Source organism: Serratia sp. 1D1416 (assembly GCF_003641105.1).
Taxonomy (GTDB): Bacteria; Pseudomonadota; Gammaproteobacteria; order Enterobacterales; family Enterobacteriaceae; genus Serratia; species Serratia ficaria.
Window position 1 is genome coordinate 5,020,551 of record NZ_CP032738.1, and the last position, 17,451, is coordinate 5,038,001.

The following is a 17,451-nucleotide window of genomic DNA, read 5'->3' on the forward strand; positions in this document are numbered from 1 at the left end:
CCGCGCACCTCGAAAAGGATGCGCGGCGTTTATCACTTCGGCCATTCCTTGCCGGTCAGAAGGTAACCTGCAGCTGGGCGTTAACCGAATTGGCCTGCAGATCCGCACCGTATTGCCCCTGATAGGAAATCCCGATACGCGTGGAGCGCGTCAGCTGAACATCGACACCCGCGCCCACTATCGCCACATCCTTATCGATCGGCGCTCCCTGGGTCGTGAAAGCGTCGCCGGTGGCAAACGCCATCCTGGCCGAGGTGTCCGTATCGCCATAGGCATGCTGCCAACCCAGGGTGCCGTGCAGCGTCAGATCGACACCGCCCAGCGGGAGCTCGCTTGCACCACGCAGCCCCAACGTCGAGTAGAAGGTATTCATGGTTTCGTCTTCGACGCGCAACGCCGCCGCCCCGCCCTGTTCTTCAACGTTGTCGGTATGCAAGCGCATATAGCTTAGATTGGCGAAAGGCTCCGCGCTGACCGTCTCATTCCCCAGCCGATAGCCCAGCTCGGTGAACGCATGCAACGCGTTGGCGTCGTAGTCAGCGGACAAGCGATCCGAGAATGTGCTGAAACCGACATTGCGCGTGCTTTCAATGCGATTCCAGGTATATCCCAGGCCGCCGCGCAAGGCGAGCGCATCCTTTTGGCCGCCGGCATACAGACCGAGGTGGTAGTTATCGCTATGGCCGGAGGAGGCGCGGTTATCAACATCGAAACGGGTGCGGCTGTAGCCCGCATAGGCGCCGGCCCGCACGTTGTCGCTGAACTCACGATCGGCGCCAACCAGGAAACCGCCGGTATCGCTGTCGAGCTTGCCGATATTGCTGTCGCCCTGAGTGCGCGTCCAGGTGCCAAATGTCTGCCCCCAGGCGCCGTTGCGTTCGCGTTCGCCCCCCTGCACCAGGCTCATGGCCATTGGCGGCACCGGCAAGACGCCGTTATCGTCAAACATCGTCAGCATATGCTGATTAACGACATTGCCGACCAGCATGCTGCCCTGCTGCAGGCTGGACTGCACCGATGCGAACTGTTCGCCGGAAAGCTGATTGAACGCCTCGCGCGCTTCCGACGCGCTCAGCATCAATAACCCATTGTACAGGGCCAGTGAAGGACCTTCCTGCGCCAGGGTCCCCAGCGCTCCGGCGGTAGTCCATTGGTTGCCCGTAGTGGCGACGGTCTGGAAGATCCCCGTCGACCCCGCATTGCCGTCGCCGCCGCCGGTATTGCCGTCACCGCCGCCGGTATTGCCGTCACCGCCACCGGTATTGCCGTCGCCACCGCCGGTATTGCCGTCACCGCCGCCGGTATTGCCGTCACCGCCGCCGGTATTGCCGTCATCGCCGCCGGTGTTGCCGTCGCCGCCGCCGGTATTGCCGTCGCCGCCGCCGGTATTGCCGTCACCACCGCCGGTATTGCCGTCGCCGCCGCCGGTATTGCCGTCGCCGCCGCCGGTATTGCCGTCGCCGCCGCCAGGCGTACCCCCACCGGTATCTTTTTGTTTAATAGCCAAATCAACATATTGTCGGTCGCGGGTTAACGTTGCGTCGAGGAATGCCGACTTCAGCACCGCCTCGCTGAACATGCCCTTGATCCCGCCGCCCGAACTCAGAATGCGGTAGCTTTGCCCATTCTGGTAGCTGGTATGCGGGTCAAGCGCATTCACCAGCACCTTAACGTTATTGCCGATCGTCGTCTCGCCCTGCATGCCCAACTGATCGCTGCGGCCGTCCGCGGCAATGTCGACGTCATAAAACGATCCGTCCTGGAAAGTCAGCCAGCTTCTAATCGTCAACTTGCCAATATCGCCATCACCGGGGGAAATATGCCCGCCGGTTTCCACCAGGGTTCTGCCAAAGGTTCCTTTGCCGCCCAGAACGCCCCCGGACTTGACGAATGCCGACGTTGAAAACGCGAGGCTACCGGACCCGGAGCCAGAAGCAAATGTGCCCGCCGTTCCATTGATGATCAAGGTAGCCCCATCCTCAACGGTCAACGCCTGATACTTGTAAGCAGTATCAACTTCCGTATTGACGTCGCTATTGAGGATCAGCTTCCCGCCTTTGGCAGTAATGTTCCCCTCGAAAAAAAGCATATCCCCGCTTAAAGTTGTTTTCCCCGCGTAATTCAGGATCGTCGCGAACCCATCTATTTTATTTTTTAGTTCATAGTCATTTGAATTATGATTAAAAATAATATCGGCGTCGGGAATAAATCCAAAACTGCTGGTATGTATCACCGTATTGTCATCAATGACTCCGGGTGCCTGCGCCGCACCCAACTTTACTTCTGGGTATGCCCAATCAGGCTCATTCGGGTCATATTCAAAATGAGCATCGCTGCCAATGACCAACGCACCAAGATTCAGGTATATATTGCCGCCCTGGGTATTTACAAATGAATTTGCCCCGCGCAGAACCAACAACGCCGAAGACTCGACCCCTACGTTCTTTATATATATGTTTTTGGCATTTAACCCACCGCCGTCTATCAATAATTTTCCATCATTCATTGCCGAACCGATAGTCACATTGCCGTCATAGGATACCGTTTCAGTGATGCGATGATCGCCCTCAAAGACGACATCGTCCGCACGAGCAAGATCTATATTCCCGACGATCGTCAATGGCGCAATGGCCAATGCAAGATAGAGTTTGGATAACCGGGTTTTTACCGGTGATGGATAATACCCCCAGAGTATATTCACCATTTTCTCCTTGTTATTTTGGCAGTTAATAATTTTTAACCTTATACATTGCTGATATTCGAACGCAAAAAAAGAGCCGGCAGCGGCTCTGAGAAGCTCAATAAGATTGGCATAGGCAGGGGGATCTCGCCATGCAGGCGGAAATTTTCAGATTATTTCGGCATTGCCAGAGCCGTGTTCCAGGCGCAAATCCGGCATTGCCGTTAAATCATCGTCAGCCAAAACCGGCAATCCAGTACGGTTTGCCGGCAGGAAAGTGCGGGGAACCGTTAATTTTTACCCGGCCGGTTATAGCCGGCACAAAAGAACTTTTCCGCCAGGCGGCTGGCGCCGCCGGAGAAAAACTCGCCCATTGACTCACCGCCGAGGCCATAATCCCGGCACAGCCTTCCCGCTTCGAACGCCGCCTGATTCTCATCGCCGGTGCTTTCCGCCAGACGGTGCGCATAGCCCAGCACGAAGCCGCGTTTGTAGTCGGAGCAAAACTTCGACAGTTCCGCCGCCGGTTTCAGGTTCTGCGCTTTTAATCCCGCCAGCAGCCCCTTGCCGAAGTGATTGCCCATGGTGGACTCCATTTCATACCGATATATAAATAATTATACAGCGATTGACGACAAGGGAACATACCCTCCGGGTTTTATCCGCGGATTTGAGGCATAAAAAAGCCCGCCAAGCGGGCCTCGATCGGATTCGGTCACAGGCTGAAATTCAGCCCCTCAATCACGGTTTTTTCCAGCTGCAGGCGGCCCGAAGGGATCTCTTTATCCTGCAGGAAGTCCGGCAGGCGCGATTTATCGCCCGGTTTGCCGATCGCCACCATGCCGTGCACCACGTAGTTGTCCGGCAGCTTCAGCGCGGCCTTGATTTTATCGTGGTGTACGCCGCCCATGCAGTGGGTCAGCCAGCCTTTCAGGTGTGCCTGCTGCGCCAGGTTGGCCCAGGCGGCGCCGGTGTCGAAGGAATGGCTCGGGTTGCCGACTTCCTGCTCGCCGTTCACGCTGGTGGTTTTGGAGATGATCACCACCAGCGCCGAGGCGTGCTGCGCCCAGCTGCGGTTGAACTCGATCAAAAACTCCAGGTAGTCTTCCCAACTGTCGGAGCCGTGCTTGCTGTAGGCGAAGCGCCACGGCTGAATGTTGTAGGCGGAAGGCGACCAGCGCGCCGCTTCGAAGAAGCTCAGCAGCGTTTCATCGTCGAGCGGATCGTTTGCCAGCGCGCGCGGCGACCAGCGTTCGATAAACTGCGCATCAATCGGGTAATCAGGGATTCTGGGCTGACTCATGGGGCGTTCTCTCGTTGAAGTGAATACGGAAGTTATCTGATATTCCCACACCTTATGCCAGAAAAACTTCTATTTTGTGCGCTGATTCAGCGCGGCAGTTCCTGCTGCAGCCAGGACAAAAACGCCCTGACCGGCGGATGGCGTTCGCGGCCGGGCGCGCACAGCACGCTGTAAGCGGCGCCCGGCACGCGGATCTCCGGCCTGACCGCCGCCAGCAGGCCATTGTTCACCAGATCGGACACCATCACCGAACTGGCCAGCACCAGCCCCTGCCCGGCCACCGCGGCCTGCAGCGCATAATGTTCCTCATCGTAACTGCGCAGCGCCGCATGCCGCCGCCACCAGTCCACCCCCGCGGCCTGGCACCAGTCGCGCCAGCCGGTATCGTACAACGCGGAATCGCCCCATTTGACGGTGATCAGCACCGGTTTCTTCGGCTCAGCGGCGGCAAAGCCCGGCGCGGCGTACACGCCAAACGACTCTTCCAGCCGCGCCGCCTGATGCAGGGCGGGATACCGAGCGCGGCTGTAGCGCACCGCGATGTCCACGCTGGCGTCCTGCTGCAGATCGATCACCTCGGCGCAGGCTTCCAGCCGCACCAGATAATGCGGATAGGCCTGATAAAACCGGCCCAGCCGCGGCACCAGCCACAGCGCGGCGAAGGAGTGCGTAACGGAAACGCACAGCGATCCGGCGCTGGGCACCGGCCGCAGCGTCTCCAGCGTATTGGCGACGTCCAGCAAGGCGCCGTGCACGCCGCTAAACAGCCGCTCGCCCTTCGGCGTCAGCCGTACGCCGCGCGGCACCCGTTCAAACAGCGCAAAACCCAACTGCTGTTCCAGGCTTTTGATCTGATGCGAGATCGCCGTTGGCGTCACCGCCAATTCCTCCGCCGCCAGCTTGAAGCTGCGCAAGCGGGCGGCGGACTCGAAGGTGCGCAAGGCATTGACGGGCAGCGTGGCGAACATGACGGTGGCTCCAATAGATGAATTGAACTCATCCTGGCAGAAAAGCCGTCATTTGTCGCCCGGCGCCGTTATCTTCTAGATTAGGGCCGGTAACCTCACCCGCAACGCTGGAGACTGACATGAGCACAACTCATCAACCGAAACGCCTAATCGTCCTGGTCGGCAGCCCGCGCCGCGACGGCAACAGCGCCGCCCTCGGGCAGGCGGTCATCGATGGCGCCACCGCAGCAGGCAGCGAGGCCAGCCTGCACTTTATCGACGACTACGTCAGCGGCTTTCTCAGCGACGAGCGGCATGCGCCGCCGGCGGACGATCGCTACGCCGAACTGTTTCTGGAGCGTTTTCTGCCGGCCGATGCGGCGGTATTCTGCACGCCGGTTTATTGGTACGGCATGTCGGCGCAGACCAAGGCCTTCTTCGACCGCTCCTTCAGCTTCTATTCCGACGCCTACCCGCAGGCGGAGCAGGTACATCGGCGCATGCGCGGCAAACGCATCGGGCTGGCGGTGGCTTCGGAAGAAACTTACCCCGGCGCGGCGTTGGGCATCGTGCATCAGATCCAGGAGTTCAGCCGCTACACCCATTCCGAGTTTGTCGGCCTGGTCCACGGCGCAGGCAACAAGCGCGGCGAAATCGCCCGCGACCCGCGCGATCCGCTGCAGGCGGCGCGCGCGCTGGGACGCGAGATCTTCACCCGCAGCTACTCCGACTACCGCATGGACAGCCCGCGCAGCACCCAGGTGTGGCCGGAGTAACCTGACCGGGCGGCCTCGCCGCCCCTGACTTTCGCCCGTTCCTCAGCCGCCGCTGCCGATTTGCCAGATAAAGGTCGGCGCATGGCGGTTAATTTCCCAGTCGCCGATGTCGCGCGCCTTGTAGATCACCGGGTTATGCGAAGAAAGCGTGCGGGCGTTGCGCCAGTGGCGATCCAGCGCCTTGCCGGTGCGGGTATCCGAGGCGCCCAGCGCGTTGAACAGCTCGCCGGCGGCGCGCTGCACCCATTCCCCGGCGATCACCTGCGCCCTGGCGGCATCCAGTTCCGCCGCCACGTTAAGCGCCTGCAGCCGCGCCTCATCGCCAGAGTCATGCGCCTCGTAAGCCTGCTGCAGCGAGGCGGTCGCCTTCAGCACCGTCGCCTCCACCGCGTAAGCCCAGGCGCTGATGTGCCCCACCACCTGCTGGATCTGCACGTCGTCCTTCACCCAGCCGGCGTTGCCGTGGCTGTAGACCCTTTTGCGCCGCCGCACCCCCTCGCCGACGTCACGCAACACCGCGCGGCCAATGCCCGCCAGCGTCGCCAGCAGCACGTGCTGGTAGAACGCCGTCTGGTAACGAAAGCGTTCGGCAAAGTCATACACGTGCGCCCGCTCGACCCGCGCGTCGATAAACCGCGTGGTGCCGCTGCCGGTGGTGCGCTGGCCAAAGCCGTCCCAGTCGTCGTCGCGCTCCACGCCGGGCTGGCCGACGTTCACCACGGCGATCACCGCGCCGCCGTTGTCGCTGCGCTCGGCGTAGACGTCGATCCAGTCGGTGAACAGGCTGCCGGTGCTGTAAAACTTCTCGCCGTTGAGCAACCAGCCGTCGGCCTGCGGCGTCACCCGGGTGTTGACCTGCCCCAGCTTCACGTCGCCGATCTCGGTCCAGCCGCTGCCGACCAGCTCGCCGTCGAGAAAGCGCCGGAACCAGCGATCGCGCTGCGGGTCGTCCGGGGCGTTCAGCCGATCTTCGACAAAGGCGAAATGCGCCCGCAGCGCCTGCGGCAGGTTGGAATCCGCCTCCGCCAGTTCGGTCAGCAGTTCGAACAGCTGCGGCAGCGAAGCGCCGTCGCCGCCCTTCTCGCGCGGAATGCGCAGCGCGCCGAAGCCCGCCTCTTTCAGCCAGCGGATCGGCTCGTGCGGCAGGGTGCGCGACAGCTCACGCTCCACCGCGCCGGCGGCGATGTCGGCGAAAATGGGCCGAAAACGCGCGGCCAATTGCTGATAGTCCGCGCCGGTGGATAACAGATGCTGAGTCATGGCAGTTTCCTCTGTGGTTGGGGCGATTCGCCCAGGTCGTCGATGTCGTGCGCCGTCGGCTCGAAGCGAATGGCCAGCAGGAAGGCGATGGGGATAGCCGCCGCCAGCGAAACAATCCAGAACATGTCGGTGCCGAAGCGCGCCTGCAGGATCGGCAGAATAAACAGCGCCAGCGCGCTGCCGATGCCGGACAGCGAGCGGCCGAAGCCGACGCCGGTGGCGCGGATCGCCGTCGGGTAAGACAGCGCCGGGTAGATCATCATCTGCGCGCCGGGGCCGAAGCCTTCGGCGAACAGCCACAGGCCGAGCATCAAAATCGCCAGCCCGACGCCGAACGCCGCCTGCGGGTGGCCGATCAGCGCCAGCGAAATCAGCGCGATAAACTGCAGCGCAAAGCCGGCGATCGCCACGTGGCGCGACGGGTACTTCCACGCCAGCCGCATGCCGAGCAGGCCGCCGGTAAAGGCGAACAGCACGTTCAGCCCGAGCGAAGCGGAGATGGTTTCAAATACCCCGGCGCCGAGAAACTGCGCCAGAATCGACGGCAGGAAGAAGGCGATGGCGGTGTATTCAAAGGAAATGCAAACGTTCATCACGCTGGAAACCAGGGTGCGTTCGCGGTATGGCTTCTGAAACAACACGCGGAAGCTGACCTTCGGCGGCGGCGGCGGTTTGGCGGCGTCAGGTTCCGCCTCATGGGCGGCGATGCCGTAAGACTCGCGCAGGATGCGCGCCGCCTCTTTCAGATCGCCCTGATTGGCGGCCCACAGCGGCGACTCGTTCATGAACTTGCTGCGCACCATGATGATCAGCAGCGCCGGCACGGCGCCGAAAATCAACGAGGCGCGCCACAGCCAGTCGGCGTGTTCGGCCGGCAGCAGAAAATAGAGCGCGAAGATGATCAGAAAGCACACCGACGACGCGGCGTACCACATCGGGCACCAGGCGGCCAGGCGCGACGCCTTGTTGGCCTTGCCGGTGAATTTGGAGAACTCGGCCAGGTAGGCCATCGCCACCGGCAAATCGATGCCGACGCCGATGCCCATCAAAAAGCGCGCGCCGATCAGCACCCAGACGTTGGGGGCCAGCCCGGCGGCAATGGCGGAAACCACAAAGAACAGCATATCGGCCATAAACACCTGGTAGCGGCCGTACCTGTCGGTCAGCCAGCCGCCGACCAGGTTGCCGAGAATGGTGCCGACCATGATCGACGAGGTCACCACCCCGGTCAGCAGCGGGCTGAGGCTGAATTCGCGCACCACGTCGTCGATGCCGTAAGACAGCGTGGTCAGGTCATAAGCATCGAGAAAAACGCCGCCCAGCGCCAACAGCACTATCATGCGCGCATGGGTATTTTTCTCGCTGCGTTGGTTAATCAAACGCGCCACATCGCTGGCCGAGCCGATGGGCGCAGATAACGGCGGTGCGGTATCAATATTTAAGGTACTCATAGTTTCCTCGTCGCAATTGGCGGGTGACACCTCGTTTATAGGGTGAAACACGCACGCCGACAAACAACAAATTTCGCTATAAATATGATTAATATCAATTAATTACATAAAGTTACGACGTAACGAAAATGCCGGATTAACCCGCGTTAATCCGGAACTCATCCCCCTCATCCCGAGCGGCGATTATTCTGCCGATACCGGCACCAGCACGCCTTGCACCAGCGGATCGTCGGTGCTTTTCAGCCACGCCTGCAACCGGGGGTCGGCGAACGCCTGCTGCAGCTTGCGAATGTTTTCGTCCTGCAGATAAGGCGTGCCGATCACCAGCTGCGAGGCGAAGGTCTTCGGCGCCGGCGGGAACAGAATGCCCTTCTCGCGCGGCACCTTGCCGGCGTCGAACTGCGACACGTAACCAATGGCCGCATCCACCGAGTTCAGCGCGCGCGGCATGGTCAGCAGGTCCAGCTCTTTGAAGTTGAAGTGGCGTTTGTTCTCGCGAATGTCTTTCAGCCTGGCGGTGCGCGCCTCGATCGCCGGGTCAAGCCCGATCAGCCCAATGCGCTGCAGCAGCCACAGCGCCTGCCCCTGATTGGCGCCGTCGTTGGGCACCAGGATCTCCGCGCCGTCCGGCAACGCGGCGATCGACTTATAGCGGTCGGAATAGATGCCGAACGCCCACTGGAACACCGGCAGCGTCGGGGTCAGCTTGAAGCCGTTGGCGTCCACCACCTGCTTTAGCCACCACTGGTGCTGGTAGAGAGTGGCGGCGTACTGCCCCTGCGCCACCGCGCGATCGGCCTGCACCGGATCCTGCAGCCCGACCGCCTCCAGGCGGAGGCCGTAATCCGGCGCGATATGTTCGCCGACGTACTCGATCACCCGCTGTTCTCCGGCCATCGCCGGCTCAAAATGCACCTGCAGCGTGCTGCCGAACTGCACCGCCTGCTGCTGGCGGGCGGTGAAGTGCCAAACCGCGGCGGCGATAATCACCACCGCCGCGATACCCACCGGCCACGGCCAGCGTTTCTTCTTCGCTATCTCAAAGTCGTTGTTAGGCATGATTAAAAGGTTTCCTGATGATGACGCAACGCGGCGACCAGGCGGTCACCAATAAACTGGATCAGTTGAATAGTGGCGATCAGCACCACAATGGTGGCGATCATGATGTGATTGTCGAAACGCTGGTAGCCGTACACCACCGCCAGATAACCGATGCCGCCCGCGCCTATGGTGCCGGCGATGGCCGAATATTCGATCATCGAGATGACGTTCAGCGTGATGGCGGCGACGATCGCCGGCAGCGCCTCGCTGAGCTGCGCCCGGGTGATTATCTGCCAGGTCGAGCCGCCGGACACCAGCCCCACCGCCGTCACCTCCGGCGGCAGTTCGCGCAGCGCGTTTTCCACCAGCCGGGCGAAAAACGGAATGCCGGCGACGATCATCGGGATCACCGCCGCCGGAATGCCGATAGTGGTACCGGTCAGCCAGAAGGTGAACGGAATAATCGCCGCCATCAGCACCAGAAACGGCAGCGAACGGCCCATGTTCACCAGCCAGCTCAGCGCCCGGTGCAGCGCCGGCCGCGGAAACAAGCCGCGCGATGAAGTGTTGAACAGCACCACGCCGACCGCGCCGCCGATCGTCACCACAAACAGCATCACGATACCGACCATCAGCCAGGTTTCGCCGTAGGCCGGCAGCATCAGCCGATGGATCTCGTTCCAGGGAGTGTCCTGGCTCATCACGCCGTCAGGCAGCGTCTTCATACCGCCTCCCGCAGCGCCAACCGCTGTTCCAGCACCTCGGCGAGAATGCCCAACCGCCGCAGCTCGCCCTGCAGCTCGGCCACCGAACGCGAACCGCCGCCAAAACGCACCGCAATTTCCAACCGCCCGGCCAGGCTGCCGCCCACCACTTCAACGTGGCCGCCCAGCAGATCGATCTGCACGTCGAGCTGGCGGCTGATGCGGCTGATCCAGTCGGTGGCCGCCGGCTGGCGGGCGGAATAGGTCACCTGCAGCCGCAGCGCGGCGTCGGACGCCAGCGCCTTCAGCGGAAACAGCTGGCGGCCCAGCAAGGAATCGGACGCCGCCAGCAGCTCGCGCACCGGCCCCTGCTGCACAATCACGCCGTCGCGGATCTCGGCCACCGCGTCGGCGGCGTCGCGCACCGCGTCCATCTCGTGGGTGATCAGGATGATCGACAGGCCATAGTCGTCGCGCAGCTGTTTAAGCAGGCCGAGAATGGCCCCGGTGGCGTCCGGATCCAGCCCCGAGGTGGCTTCGTCCGCCAACAGCACCGACGGATTCAGCGCCAGCGCGCGGGCGATGCCGACCCGCTGGCGCTGGCCGCCGGACAGCTGCGCCGGGTAAAACGCCGCCTTGTCCGCCAGCCCCACCGCCGCCAGCAGCGTCTTCACCCGCCTGTCGATATCGCGCGGCACCACGCCCAGATAGGCCAACGGCAACGCGATATTCTGCCAGGCGGTTTTGCGCTGCAGCAGCGCGGAAGACTGAAACACCGTGCCGATCGCCCGCCGCTCCCGGCGCAGCGCCTCGCCCGACAGCCGCGACAAGTCCTGGCCGTTGACCCGAATGCTGCCGCCGCTCGGCCGTTCCAGCAGGCTGATGCATTTCGCCAGCGTCGATTTGCCCGCCCCGCTGGGGCCGACCACCGCGGTGATAGATCCGGCCGGCACCTGGAGCGAAACCCCCTTCAGCACCTCAATCCGCCGCCCGTCCGGCGCGCGGTACGCCTTGTGCAACCCCTCAATCTCTATCATCGCATCCTCACTTGACGCTCAGTTCGTCGGCCAACGGCGCACCGGCCGGCCAGCGGTAGCCCACCGCCGGGTGCGGCTCCGCCAGGCGCGGCCCCTGGTTGAACAATTTTTCCCGCAGGGTGCCCGCGGCGTAGTCGCGCTTGTACGCCCCGCGCTTTTGCAGCTCGGGGATCAGCAGTTCCACCACGTCGGTGAAGGTCTCATGGGTGACGGCGTAGGCCAGGTTGAAACCGTCGACGTCGGTTTCCTCCACCCACGCCTGCAGCTCGTCGGCCACGGTTTGCGGGCTGCCCACCAGCAGCGGGCCGAAACCGCCGATGCCGACCCATTCGGCGATGCCCTGCACCGTCCATTCGCGGCTGGGATCGGCGCTGGAGAAGGTTTCCACCGCCGACTGAATGGCATTGGTGTGCAGATGCTTCAGCACCTGATCCGGCTGATACTGACCGAAATCGATGCCGGTCCAACCGGACACCAGCGCCAGCGCGCCTTCGTAGCTGGTATAGGATTTGTATTCCCGCCATTTTTCCTGCGCCAGCCGGTCGGTTTCGCCGACGATCACCGTCTGCAGGTTGAAGATCAGAATGCTGCGCGGATCGCGCCCTGCCTCGGCGGCGCGGCGGCGAATGTCGGCCACGGTTTTTTTCAGCAGCGCTTTCGAGGGCGAGGCGACGAACACGCATTCGGCGTGCTCGGCGGCGAACCGCTTGCCGCGGCTTGAAGCGCCGGCCTGATACAGCACCGGCGTGCGCTGCGGCGAAGGCTCGCTCAGGTGAATGCCCGGCACCTGGAAAAACGCCCCTTGGTGGTTGATCGGATGGATCTTCGACGGGTCGCTGAAGATGCGTCGCCGGCGATCGCGCAGGATCGCGCCGTCTTCCCAGCTGCCTTCCAGCAGCTTGTAAACCACCTGCAGGTATTCGTCGGCATAGTCGTAGCGCGCATCGTGATCGGTCTGCGCCTGATGGCCAATGTTGCGCGCGCCGCTCTCCAGATAGGAGGTGACGATATTCCAACCGATGCGCCCCTTGGTCAGGTGGTCTAGCGTCGACAGCCGGCGGGCGAAAGGATAAGGATGCTCGAACGACAGCGAGGCGGTCAGCCCGAAGCCGAGATGCTCGGTGACCAGCGCCATCGGCGTCACCAGCGCCAGCGGATCGTTGACCGGTACCTGGGTGGCCTGGCGAATCGCCGCGTCGCCGCTGCCGTTCAGCACGTCGTAAATGCCCAGCACGTCGGCGATAAACAGCCCGTCGAACTTGCCGCGCTCCAGCAGGCGCGCCAGATCGGTCCAGTATTCAAGATCCTTGTACTGCCAGGAACGATCGCGCGGGTGCGCCCACAGCCCCGGCGACTGATGGCCGACGCAGTTCATATCAAAAGCGTTAAGGCGAATTTCACGTTGCGATGACATAACGATCTCCACAATTATCTGCCGGCCGCGGGCGTTGCCGGGCCGGATATCGGTTTTTTAGGATGTTAAAAACGGGAATGGACGATCAGCGTGAGGCCGGACATCGCGCCAGCAGGTATTGCGCGACGCTTTGGGCATGTTCCGCCACCTGCGGCAGCCCCATCAGTTCGCCGAAGCGGCCGCGCGCCGCCGGGCCGGCCACCAGCAGGCGCGGGTTGGCTCGGCCGTGGCGGTCAATCGCCTGGCTGTCGGCGCTGACCAACAGCCCCAGGCCGAGCGGGTCGGCGCGCAGCGCGCCCTGCTCCGCCAGCCCGCCAAGCAACGGGCCGCTGGCGAGCAGCCCGGCGTGCGCCGGCCCGGTGGTGACCAGCAGCCGCTGTACCCGCAGGGTTTCCGCACCGCCGCCGCGCAGCGCCAAATCCAGCCTGACGCCCTGCGGTTCCAGCTCCGCACGTTGCAAACGCGCCGCCAGCACCCGCAGGCTGCCCGCCGCGCGTTTTTCTTCCAGCAATGTGCTGACCTGCGGTGCGATGCGGTAGCGGTGCACGTCCCAGTAGGCGCGCAGATGGCGCAAAAAACGCCGCTGCTCCACCGGGCTGAAGGCTTGCCACAGCCGCTGGCCGTTGGCGCGAACGTCGTCCAGCACCGCCTGCCAGGGCACCTGCTGCGCGGCGGCGCGGGCCACCTCAAGCCGCACCTGTCGCAGCCAATGGCCGAGCTTCGGCGCCGCCGGCGCGATCGGCCAGGCCGGGTAATCCCCTTCGGCGTTGGGGCGCGGCAGCAGGCCATGGCGAGAAAACGCCACTATCTGCCCGCGATGCCCGCGCCGCCGCAGCGCCGCCACCGCGTCGGCCATGGTCAGCCCGGCGCCGACGATCGCCAGCGGCTCATCCGCCGCCACCTGTTCCAGCGCGTCCGCCGCCCAGGGGTTGGCGATCAGCCGGGCGCTCTGCGCCAGCCCGGCCGAAATCTGGCGCGGCGGCGACGGCGGCGGATGACTCACCGCCAACACCACATAGTCGCCCCACAGACGTTCGCCGCTGGCGGTCGTCACCGTCGCCCCCTGCGCATCCGGCTGCAGGCTCACCGCCCGGTCGCGCAGATGGCGCAGCGAGGCGCTGCCGGAACGCGCCGCCTGATGAAACCGTTGCTCAACGTAGCGGCCAAAGGCATTGCGCTGCGGGTAAATCTTGCCGTCGCGCCACAACGCCTGGGGATCGGTTTCCAGCCCGCCGCCGCTGCGAAACCAGCGCTCGAAATCCCCCTGCGGCTCGCCGGCCAGCTGCATCTTGTCGGCCGGCACGTTGATGCGGTGCGCCGGTTCTTCGGTGGAGTACGCCACCCCATAGCCGGGCGCGGCGCGCGGCTCGATCACCGTCACCGCCACCTCGCCCTGCGCCAGTTGGATCGCCAGCGCGGCGCCGGTGAAGCCGCCGCCGATGATGATGACGTGCGCACGCGTTGTCATCAGCCCTCCTTCACCGTCTGGCCGGGGCGTTTGTCGCCGCCGATGGTCTCGCCGAACGGGCCGGTATTCACGGTGCGCGCCGCCTGATTGGCCGGTTGCGACAGCGGCAGCAGCGGCATCACCAGTTCGGCGAAGCGGTGCGCCTCTTCCAGGTGCGGGTAGCCGGAAAGGATAAAGTTATCGATGCCCAGCGCCTGATATTCGCGAATGCGTTCCGCCACCTGCTGCGGATTGCCCACCAGCGCGGTGCCGGCGCCGCCGCGCACCAGGCCGACGCCGGCCCACAGGTTGGGGCCGATGCGCAGGCCGTCGCGCGAGCCGCCGTGCAGCGCGCTCATGCGCTGCTGACCGGTGGAGTCCATGCGGGCGAAGATCTTCTGCGCCGACGCGATGGTGTCTTCGTCCAGGTGTGCGATCAGCCGATCGGCCGCCGCCCAGGCTTCCTCCTCGGTTTCCCGCACGATAACGTGCAGGCGAATGCCGTAGCTGAGTTTGCGCCCCTGCAGCTCGGCGCGCTGGCGCACCACCGCCAGCTTTTCCGCCACCTGCGCCAGCGGCTCGCCCCAGGTCAGGTAGGTATCGATCTGGTTGGCGGCGATGTCGATAGCCTCCGGTGACGAACCGCCGAAATACAGCGGCGGGCCGTTTTCCTGCACCGGCGGAAACAGCAGCTCGGCGCCCTCGACGCGAATATGCTTGCCGTTGAAATCGACCTTATCGCCCTGCAGCAGCCGCTGGTAAACCTCGAGAAACTCCTGCGTCACCTCATAGCGCTCGGCGTGGCTGAGGAAAATGCCGTCGCCCTTGTTCTCCACCGGGTCGCCGCCGGTCACCACGTTGATCAACAGCCGCCCCTCCGACAGCCGGTCCAGCGTCGCCGCCATGCGCGCCGCCAGGCTCGGCGGCTGCAGCCCGGGGCGCACCGCCACCAGATAGCGCAGCCGACGGGTGATCGGCGCCAACGCCGCCGCCACCAGCCAGGAGTCCTCGCAGCTTTTGCCGGTGGGGATCAGCACGCCGTAATAACCGAGGTTGTCGGCGGCCAACGCCACCTGTTGCAGATAGGGCAGATCCACCGGGCGCCCGCCCTGGGTGGTGCCGAGATAGCGGCCATCGCCATGGGTCGGCAAAAACCAGAAGACGTTGATGCTCTCTTTCACGGACTCAGTCATTTATGCATTTCCTATATAACCATTACTGATTTTTATCGATAGAAAGTTTTTGTTTGGTTATAAATCTGATAGCAGGATGCATGCCAGCCCCGATTATTTTTAAAATCATTAAAAATCAAACAATTGAAAACAAATCGGCGGCGAAAAACTGTTGCGTTGGCAACAGCCGGTGCTGATGAGCTGCTGCAAATGCAGCAAAGCCCGCGGCGGCCCCCCTCGCCGCCGCCGCTGCGCTGGGATAAGATTTTTCCTCCGTTCACCGCAGGAGCCGCCCATGCATAACCCACAGCCGTACGCCTCCGACAAACCGGTGCTGATCGACCCGGCGTCGATCGCCTTTCAAAGCGTGCTGGACCGGCTGGCGCCGACCGACGCCACCGTACTGATCGTCGGCGAGACCGGCACCGGCAAAGAGGTGGTGGCGCGCTATCTGCACCACAACAGCCCGCGCCGCCATCAGCCGTTTCTGGCGGTGAACTGCGGCGCGCTGACCGAAAGCCTGGCGGAAGCCGAGCTGTTCGGCCACGAGAAAGGCGCCTTTACCGGCGCCATCGGCACCCATCAGGGCTGGTTCGAAGCGGCGGAAGGCGGCACCTTGCTGCTGGATGAGATCGGCGAGCTGAGCCTGCAGCTGCAGGTCAAGCTGCTGCGGGTGTTGCAGGAGCGCGAGATCACCCGCGTGGGATCGCGCAAGGCGCTGAAGGTGAACGTGCGGGTGATCGCCGCCACCCACGTAGACCTGGCCAGCGCCATCCGCGAACGCCGGTTCCGCGAAGACCTCTATTACCGGCTGAACGTGGCGGCGGTGACGCTGCCGCCGCTGCGCCAGCGGCCGGACGACATCCCGGTGCTGGCCAACCATTTTTTATCGCTGTACGCGCGCCGCCTCGGGCGGCCACGGCTGCAGCTGGCGCCGGAGACGCTGCAGGCGCTGCTGGATTACCGCTGGCCGGGCAACGTGCGCGAGCTGGAAAACACGCTGCACAACGCGGTGCTGCTGAGCAAGGATGCGCTGATCGCCCCCCACCAGCTGCGGCTCAACCAAAGCCTGCAGGAAGCGGCCGGCGCCGGCGACGACGCCATCGGCCACTTTGTACGGCAACAGCTGCAGGGCGACGGCGGCCAGCTTTACCAACGGGTGCTGGACTCGCTGGTGCGCAACGCATTCGACGCCTGCGACGGCAATCAGCTGCAGGCGGCGGCGCTGCTCGGCATCAGCCGCAATACCCTGCGCACCCATCTGGCGCACCTCGGGCTGATCAAGCCGCGGCGTCGCAACGCCGCCGGCGCGGCCCGCCCGCTGAACGCCGCGCCGCCGCACGAGCGCGAGCTGCGCATCGGCTATCAAAAGTTCGGCAACCTCGGGGTGCTGAAGGCGCGGCAAAGCCTGGAGCAGCGCCTCGCCGACCAGCCGATCAGCATTCTGTGGAGCGAGTTCCCCGCCGGGCCGCAGCTGCTGCACGCGCTGGACAACGACGAAATCGACTTCGGCACCACCGGCGAAGTGCCGCCGATCTTCGCCCAGGCGCAGGGCCATGCGCTGGTGTACGTGGCCTTCGAGCCGCCGGCGCCGCAGAGCGTGGCGATGGTGGTGCCAAACGACAGCCCGATCCGCAGCGCCGCCGATCTGCGCGGCAAGCGCATTGCCGTCAACAAAGGCTCCAACGTGCATTATCTGCTGGTGCAGATGCTGGATGAACAGGGGTTGTCGCTGAACGACGTGCGCATCGTCTACGCGCCGCCGAAATACCCGCTGTCGGCTACCGATTATCAGGCGATCGACGCCTGGATGATGTGGGATCCGCTGCTCAGCGACGCCCAGCGTTCGGGCGAGCTGCGCGTCATCGCCGACGGCACCCAACGGGTGCTGAATCAGCAGTTTTATCTGGCGCGCCGCAGCTTTGCCGAACGGTCGGGCGATCTGTTGCAGCACATCATGCAGGCGCTGCAGCACACCGGCCGCTATATTGCCGCGCAGCCGGTGGAGGCGGCGCGTCATCTTTCCAGCGAGCTGGGGCTGGCGACCGCCTCGCTGGAGCTGGCGCTGTCGCGCCGCAGCCACGAAACCCGGGCGATGAACCTGCAGGTGATCCGCCAGCAGCAAAGCATCGCCGACCGCTTTTACGCCCTGGGCCTGCTGCCCAGAGCGATCAACGTGCGCGACGCGGTGTGGCCGATGTGAACCGCTATTGCTGAAG

Annotated in this window: 14 protein-coding genes; 2 read left to right on the forward strand and 12 right to left on the reverse strand. The window is 63.8% G+C overall.

Annotation, left to right across the window (positions count from 1 at the left end):
- Window positions 1-55: 55 nt before the first annotated feature.
- From D7I37_RS24345 to D7I37_RS24360, 4 genes are all read right to left on the reverse strand, one after another.
- Entirely contained in the window at window positions 56-2,704 is a 2,649-nt protein-coding gene (locus D7I37_RS24345) for an autotransporter outer membrane beta-barrel domain-containing protein (RefSeq protein WP_129544509.1), read from the reverse strand.
- Window positions 2,705-2,970: 266 nt separating this feature from the next.
- Complete coding sequence (locus tag D7I37_RS24350; protein WP_095098314.1) at window positions 2,971-3,264, reverse strand: DUF2623 family protein; 294 nt, start codon at window positions 3,262-3,264, stop codon at window positions 2,971-2,973.
- A 131-nt stretch (window positions 3,265-3,395) separates the two neighbouring features.
- On the reverse strand, window positions 3,396-3,983 hold the full coding sequence (locus D7I37_RS24355; RefSeq protein ID WP_061797504.1) for a nitroreductase family protein: 588 nt from the start codon (window positions 3,981-3,983) through the stop codon (window positions 3,396-3,398).
- A gap of 86 nt (window positions 3,984-4,069) precedes the next feature.
- Window positions 4,070-4,951, reverse strand: a complete 882-nt coding sequence (locus D7I37_RS24360; protein WP_061797505.1) for a LysR substrate-binding domain-containing protein — start codon at window positions 4,949-4,951, stop codon at window positions 4,070-4,072.
- Window positions 4,952-5,070: 119 nt separating this feature from the next.
- On the opposite strand from D7I37_RS24360, the gene D7I37_RS24365 reads away from it, so the two are divergent.
- Entirely contained in the window at window positions 5,071-5,706 is a 636-nt protein-coding gene (locus tag D7I37_RS24365) for a flavodoxin family protein (RefSeq protein ID WP_061797507.1), read from the forward strand.
- A 42-nt stretch (window positions 5,707-5,748) separates the two neighbouring features.
- Here the strand turns inward: D7I37_RS24365 and D7I37_RS24370 are convergent, their stop codons facing one another.
- The 8 genes from D7I37_RS24370 to ssuD form a co-directional block, all read right to left on the reverse strand.
- Window positions 5,749-6,966, reverse strand: coding sequence for an acyl-CoA dehydrogenase family protein (locus D7I37_RS24370; RefSeq protein ID WP_061797509.1), 1,218 nt, complete (start codon window positions 6,964-6,966; stop codon window positions 5,749-5,751).
- Window positions 6,963-8,417, reverse strand: a complete 1,455-nt coding sequence (locus D7I37_RS24375) for an MFS transporter (protein WP_061797510.1) — start codon at window positions 8,415-8,417, stop codon at window positions 6,963-6,965. The genes D7I37_RS24370 and D7I37_RS24375 overlap by 4 nt, the downstream gene beginning before the upstream one ends.
- A 183-nt stretch (window positions 8,418-8,600) precedes the next feature.
- On the reverse strand, window positions 8,601-9,476 hold the full coding sequence (locus D7I37_RS24380; RefSeq protein WP_061797512.1) for a MetQ/NlpA family ABC transporter substrate-binding protein: 876 nt from the start codon (window positions 9,474-9,476) through the stop codon (window positions 8,601-8,603).
- Between the two features lie 2 nt (window positions 9,477-9,478).
- Window positions 9,479-10,183 carry a methionine ABC transporter permease gene (locus tag D7I37_RS24385; RefSeq protein WP_061797514.1) on the reverse strand — a complete coding sequence of 235 codons (705 nt, stop codon included), beginning with the start codon at window positions 10,181-10,183 and terminating at the stop codon, window positions 9,479-9,481.
- Window positions 10,180-11,199 carry a methionine ABC transporter ATP-binding protein gene (locus tag D7I37_RS24390; RefSeq protein WP_061797515.1) on the reverse strand — a complete coding sequence of 340 codons (1,020 nt, stop codon included), beginning with the start codon at window positions 11,197-11,199 and terminating at the stop codon, window positions 10,180-10,182. Before D7I37_RS24390 ends, D7I37_RS24385 begins: the two co-directional genes overlap by 4 nt.
- A 7-nt stretch (window positions 11,200-11,206) precedes the next feature.
- The gene (locus tag D7I37_RS24395) at window positions 11,207-12,613 is read right to left on the reverse strand and encodes an LLM class flavin-dependent oxidoreductase (RefSeq protein WP_129544510.1); all 1,407 of its coding nucleotides are present in this window, start codon (window positions 12,611-12,613) and stop codon (window positions 11,207-11,209) included.
- A gap of 85 nt (window positions 12,614-12,698) precedes the next feature.
- A complete protein-coding gene (locus D7I37_RS24400; protein WP_061797517.1) occupies window positions 12,699-14,081 on the reverse strand; it encodes an FAD/NAD(P)-binding protein in 1,383 nt (460 codons plus the stop codon).
- Window positions 14,081-15,253 carry an FMNH2-dependent alkanesulfonate monooxygenase gene (ssuD, locus tag D7I37_RS24405; RefSeq protein WP_095098323.1) on the reverse strand — a complete coding sequence of 391 codons (1,173 nt, stop codon included), beginning with the start codon at window positions 15,251-15,253 and terminating at the stop codon, window positions 14,081-14,083. The genes D7I37_RS24400 and ssuD overlap by 1 nt, the downstream gene beginning before the upstream one ends.
- A 274-nt stretch (window positions 15,254-15,527) precedes the next feature.
- Between ssuD and D7I37_RS24410 the strand changes: the two genes are divergently transcribed.
- Window positions 15,528-17,435 (forward strand): aliphatic sulfonate ABC transporter substrate-binding protein, encoded by a 1,908-nt coding sequence (locus D7I37_RS24410; protein ID WP_061797520.1) that lies wholly within the window; start codon window positions 15,528-15,530, stop codon window positions 17,433-17,435.
- Window positions 17,436-17,451: the final 16 nt, after the last annotated feature.

Excerpts from the sequence above, each read along its gene's own strand:
- D7I37_RS24400 (WP_061797517.1), bottom strand. The coding sequence starts at position 14,081 with ATGACAACGCGTGCGCACGTCATCATCATCGGCGGCGGCTTCACCGGC.
- D7I37_RS24410 (WP_061797520.1), top strand. The coding sequence starts at position 15,528 with ATGCATAACCCACAGCCGTACGCCTCCGACAAACCGGTGCTGATCGAC.
- D7I37_RS24375 (WP_061797510.1), bottom strand. The coding sequence starts at position 8,417 with ATGAGTACCTTAAATATTGATACCGCACCGCCGTTATCTGCGCCCATC.
- D7I37_RS24380 (WP_061797512.1), bottom strand. The coding sequence starts at position 9,476 with ATGCCTAACAACGACTTTGAGATAGCGAAGAAGAAACGCTGGCCGTGG.
- D7I37_RS24345 (WP_129544509.1), bottom strand. The coding sequence starts at position 2,704 with ATGGTGAATATACTCTGGGGGTATTATCCATCACCGGTAAAAACCCGG.
- D7I37_RS24370 (WP_061797509.1), bottom strand. The coding sequence starts at position 6,966 with ATGACTCAGCATCTGTTATCCACCGGCGCGGACTATCAGCAATTGGCC.
- D7I37_RS24360 (WP_061797505.1), bottom strand. The coding sequence starts at position 4,951 with ATGTTCGCCACGCTGCCCGTCAATGCCTTGCGCACCTTCGAGTCCGCC.
- D7I37_RS24365 (WP_061797507.1), top strand. The coding sequence starts at position 5,071 with ATGAGCACAACTCATCAACCGAAACGCCTAATCGTCCTGGTCGGCAGC.
- D7I37_RS24385 (WP_061797514.1), bottom strand. The coding sequence starts at position 10,183 with ATGAAGACGCTGCCTGACGGCGTGATGAGCCAGGACACTCCCTGGAAC.
- D7I37_RS24355 (WP_061797504.1), bottom strand. The coding sequence starts at position 3,983 with ATGAGTCAGCCCAGAATCCCTGATTACCCGATTGATGCGCAGTTTATC.
- ssuD (WP_095098323.1), bottom strand. The coding sequence starts at position 15,253 with ATGACTGAGTCCGTGAAAGAGAGCATCAACGTCTTCTGGTTTTTGCCG.
- D7I37_RS24395 (WP_129544510.1), bottom strand. The coding sequence starts at position 12,613 with ATGTCATCGCAACGTGAAATTCGCCTTAACGCTTTTGATATGAACTGC.
- D7I37_RS24390 (WP_061797515.1), bottom strand. The coding sequence starts at position 11,199 with ATGATAGAGATTGAGGGGTTGCACAAGGCGTACCGCGCGCCGGACGGG.
- D7I37_RS24350 (WP_095098314.1), bottom strand. The coding sequence starts at position 3,264 with ATGGGCAATCACTTCGGCAAGGGGCTGCTGGCGGGATTAAAAGCGCAG.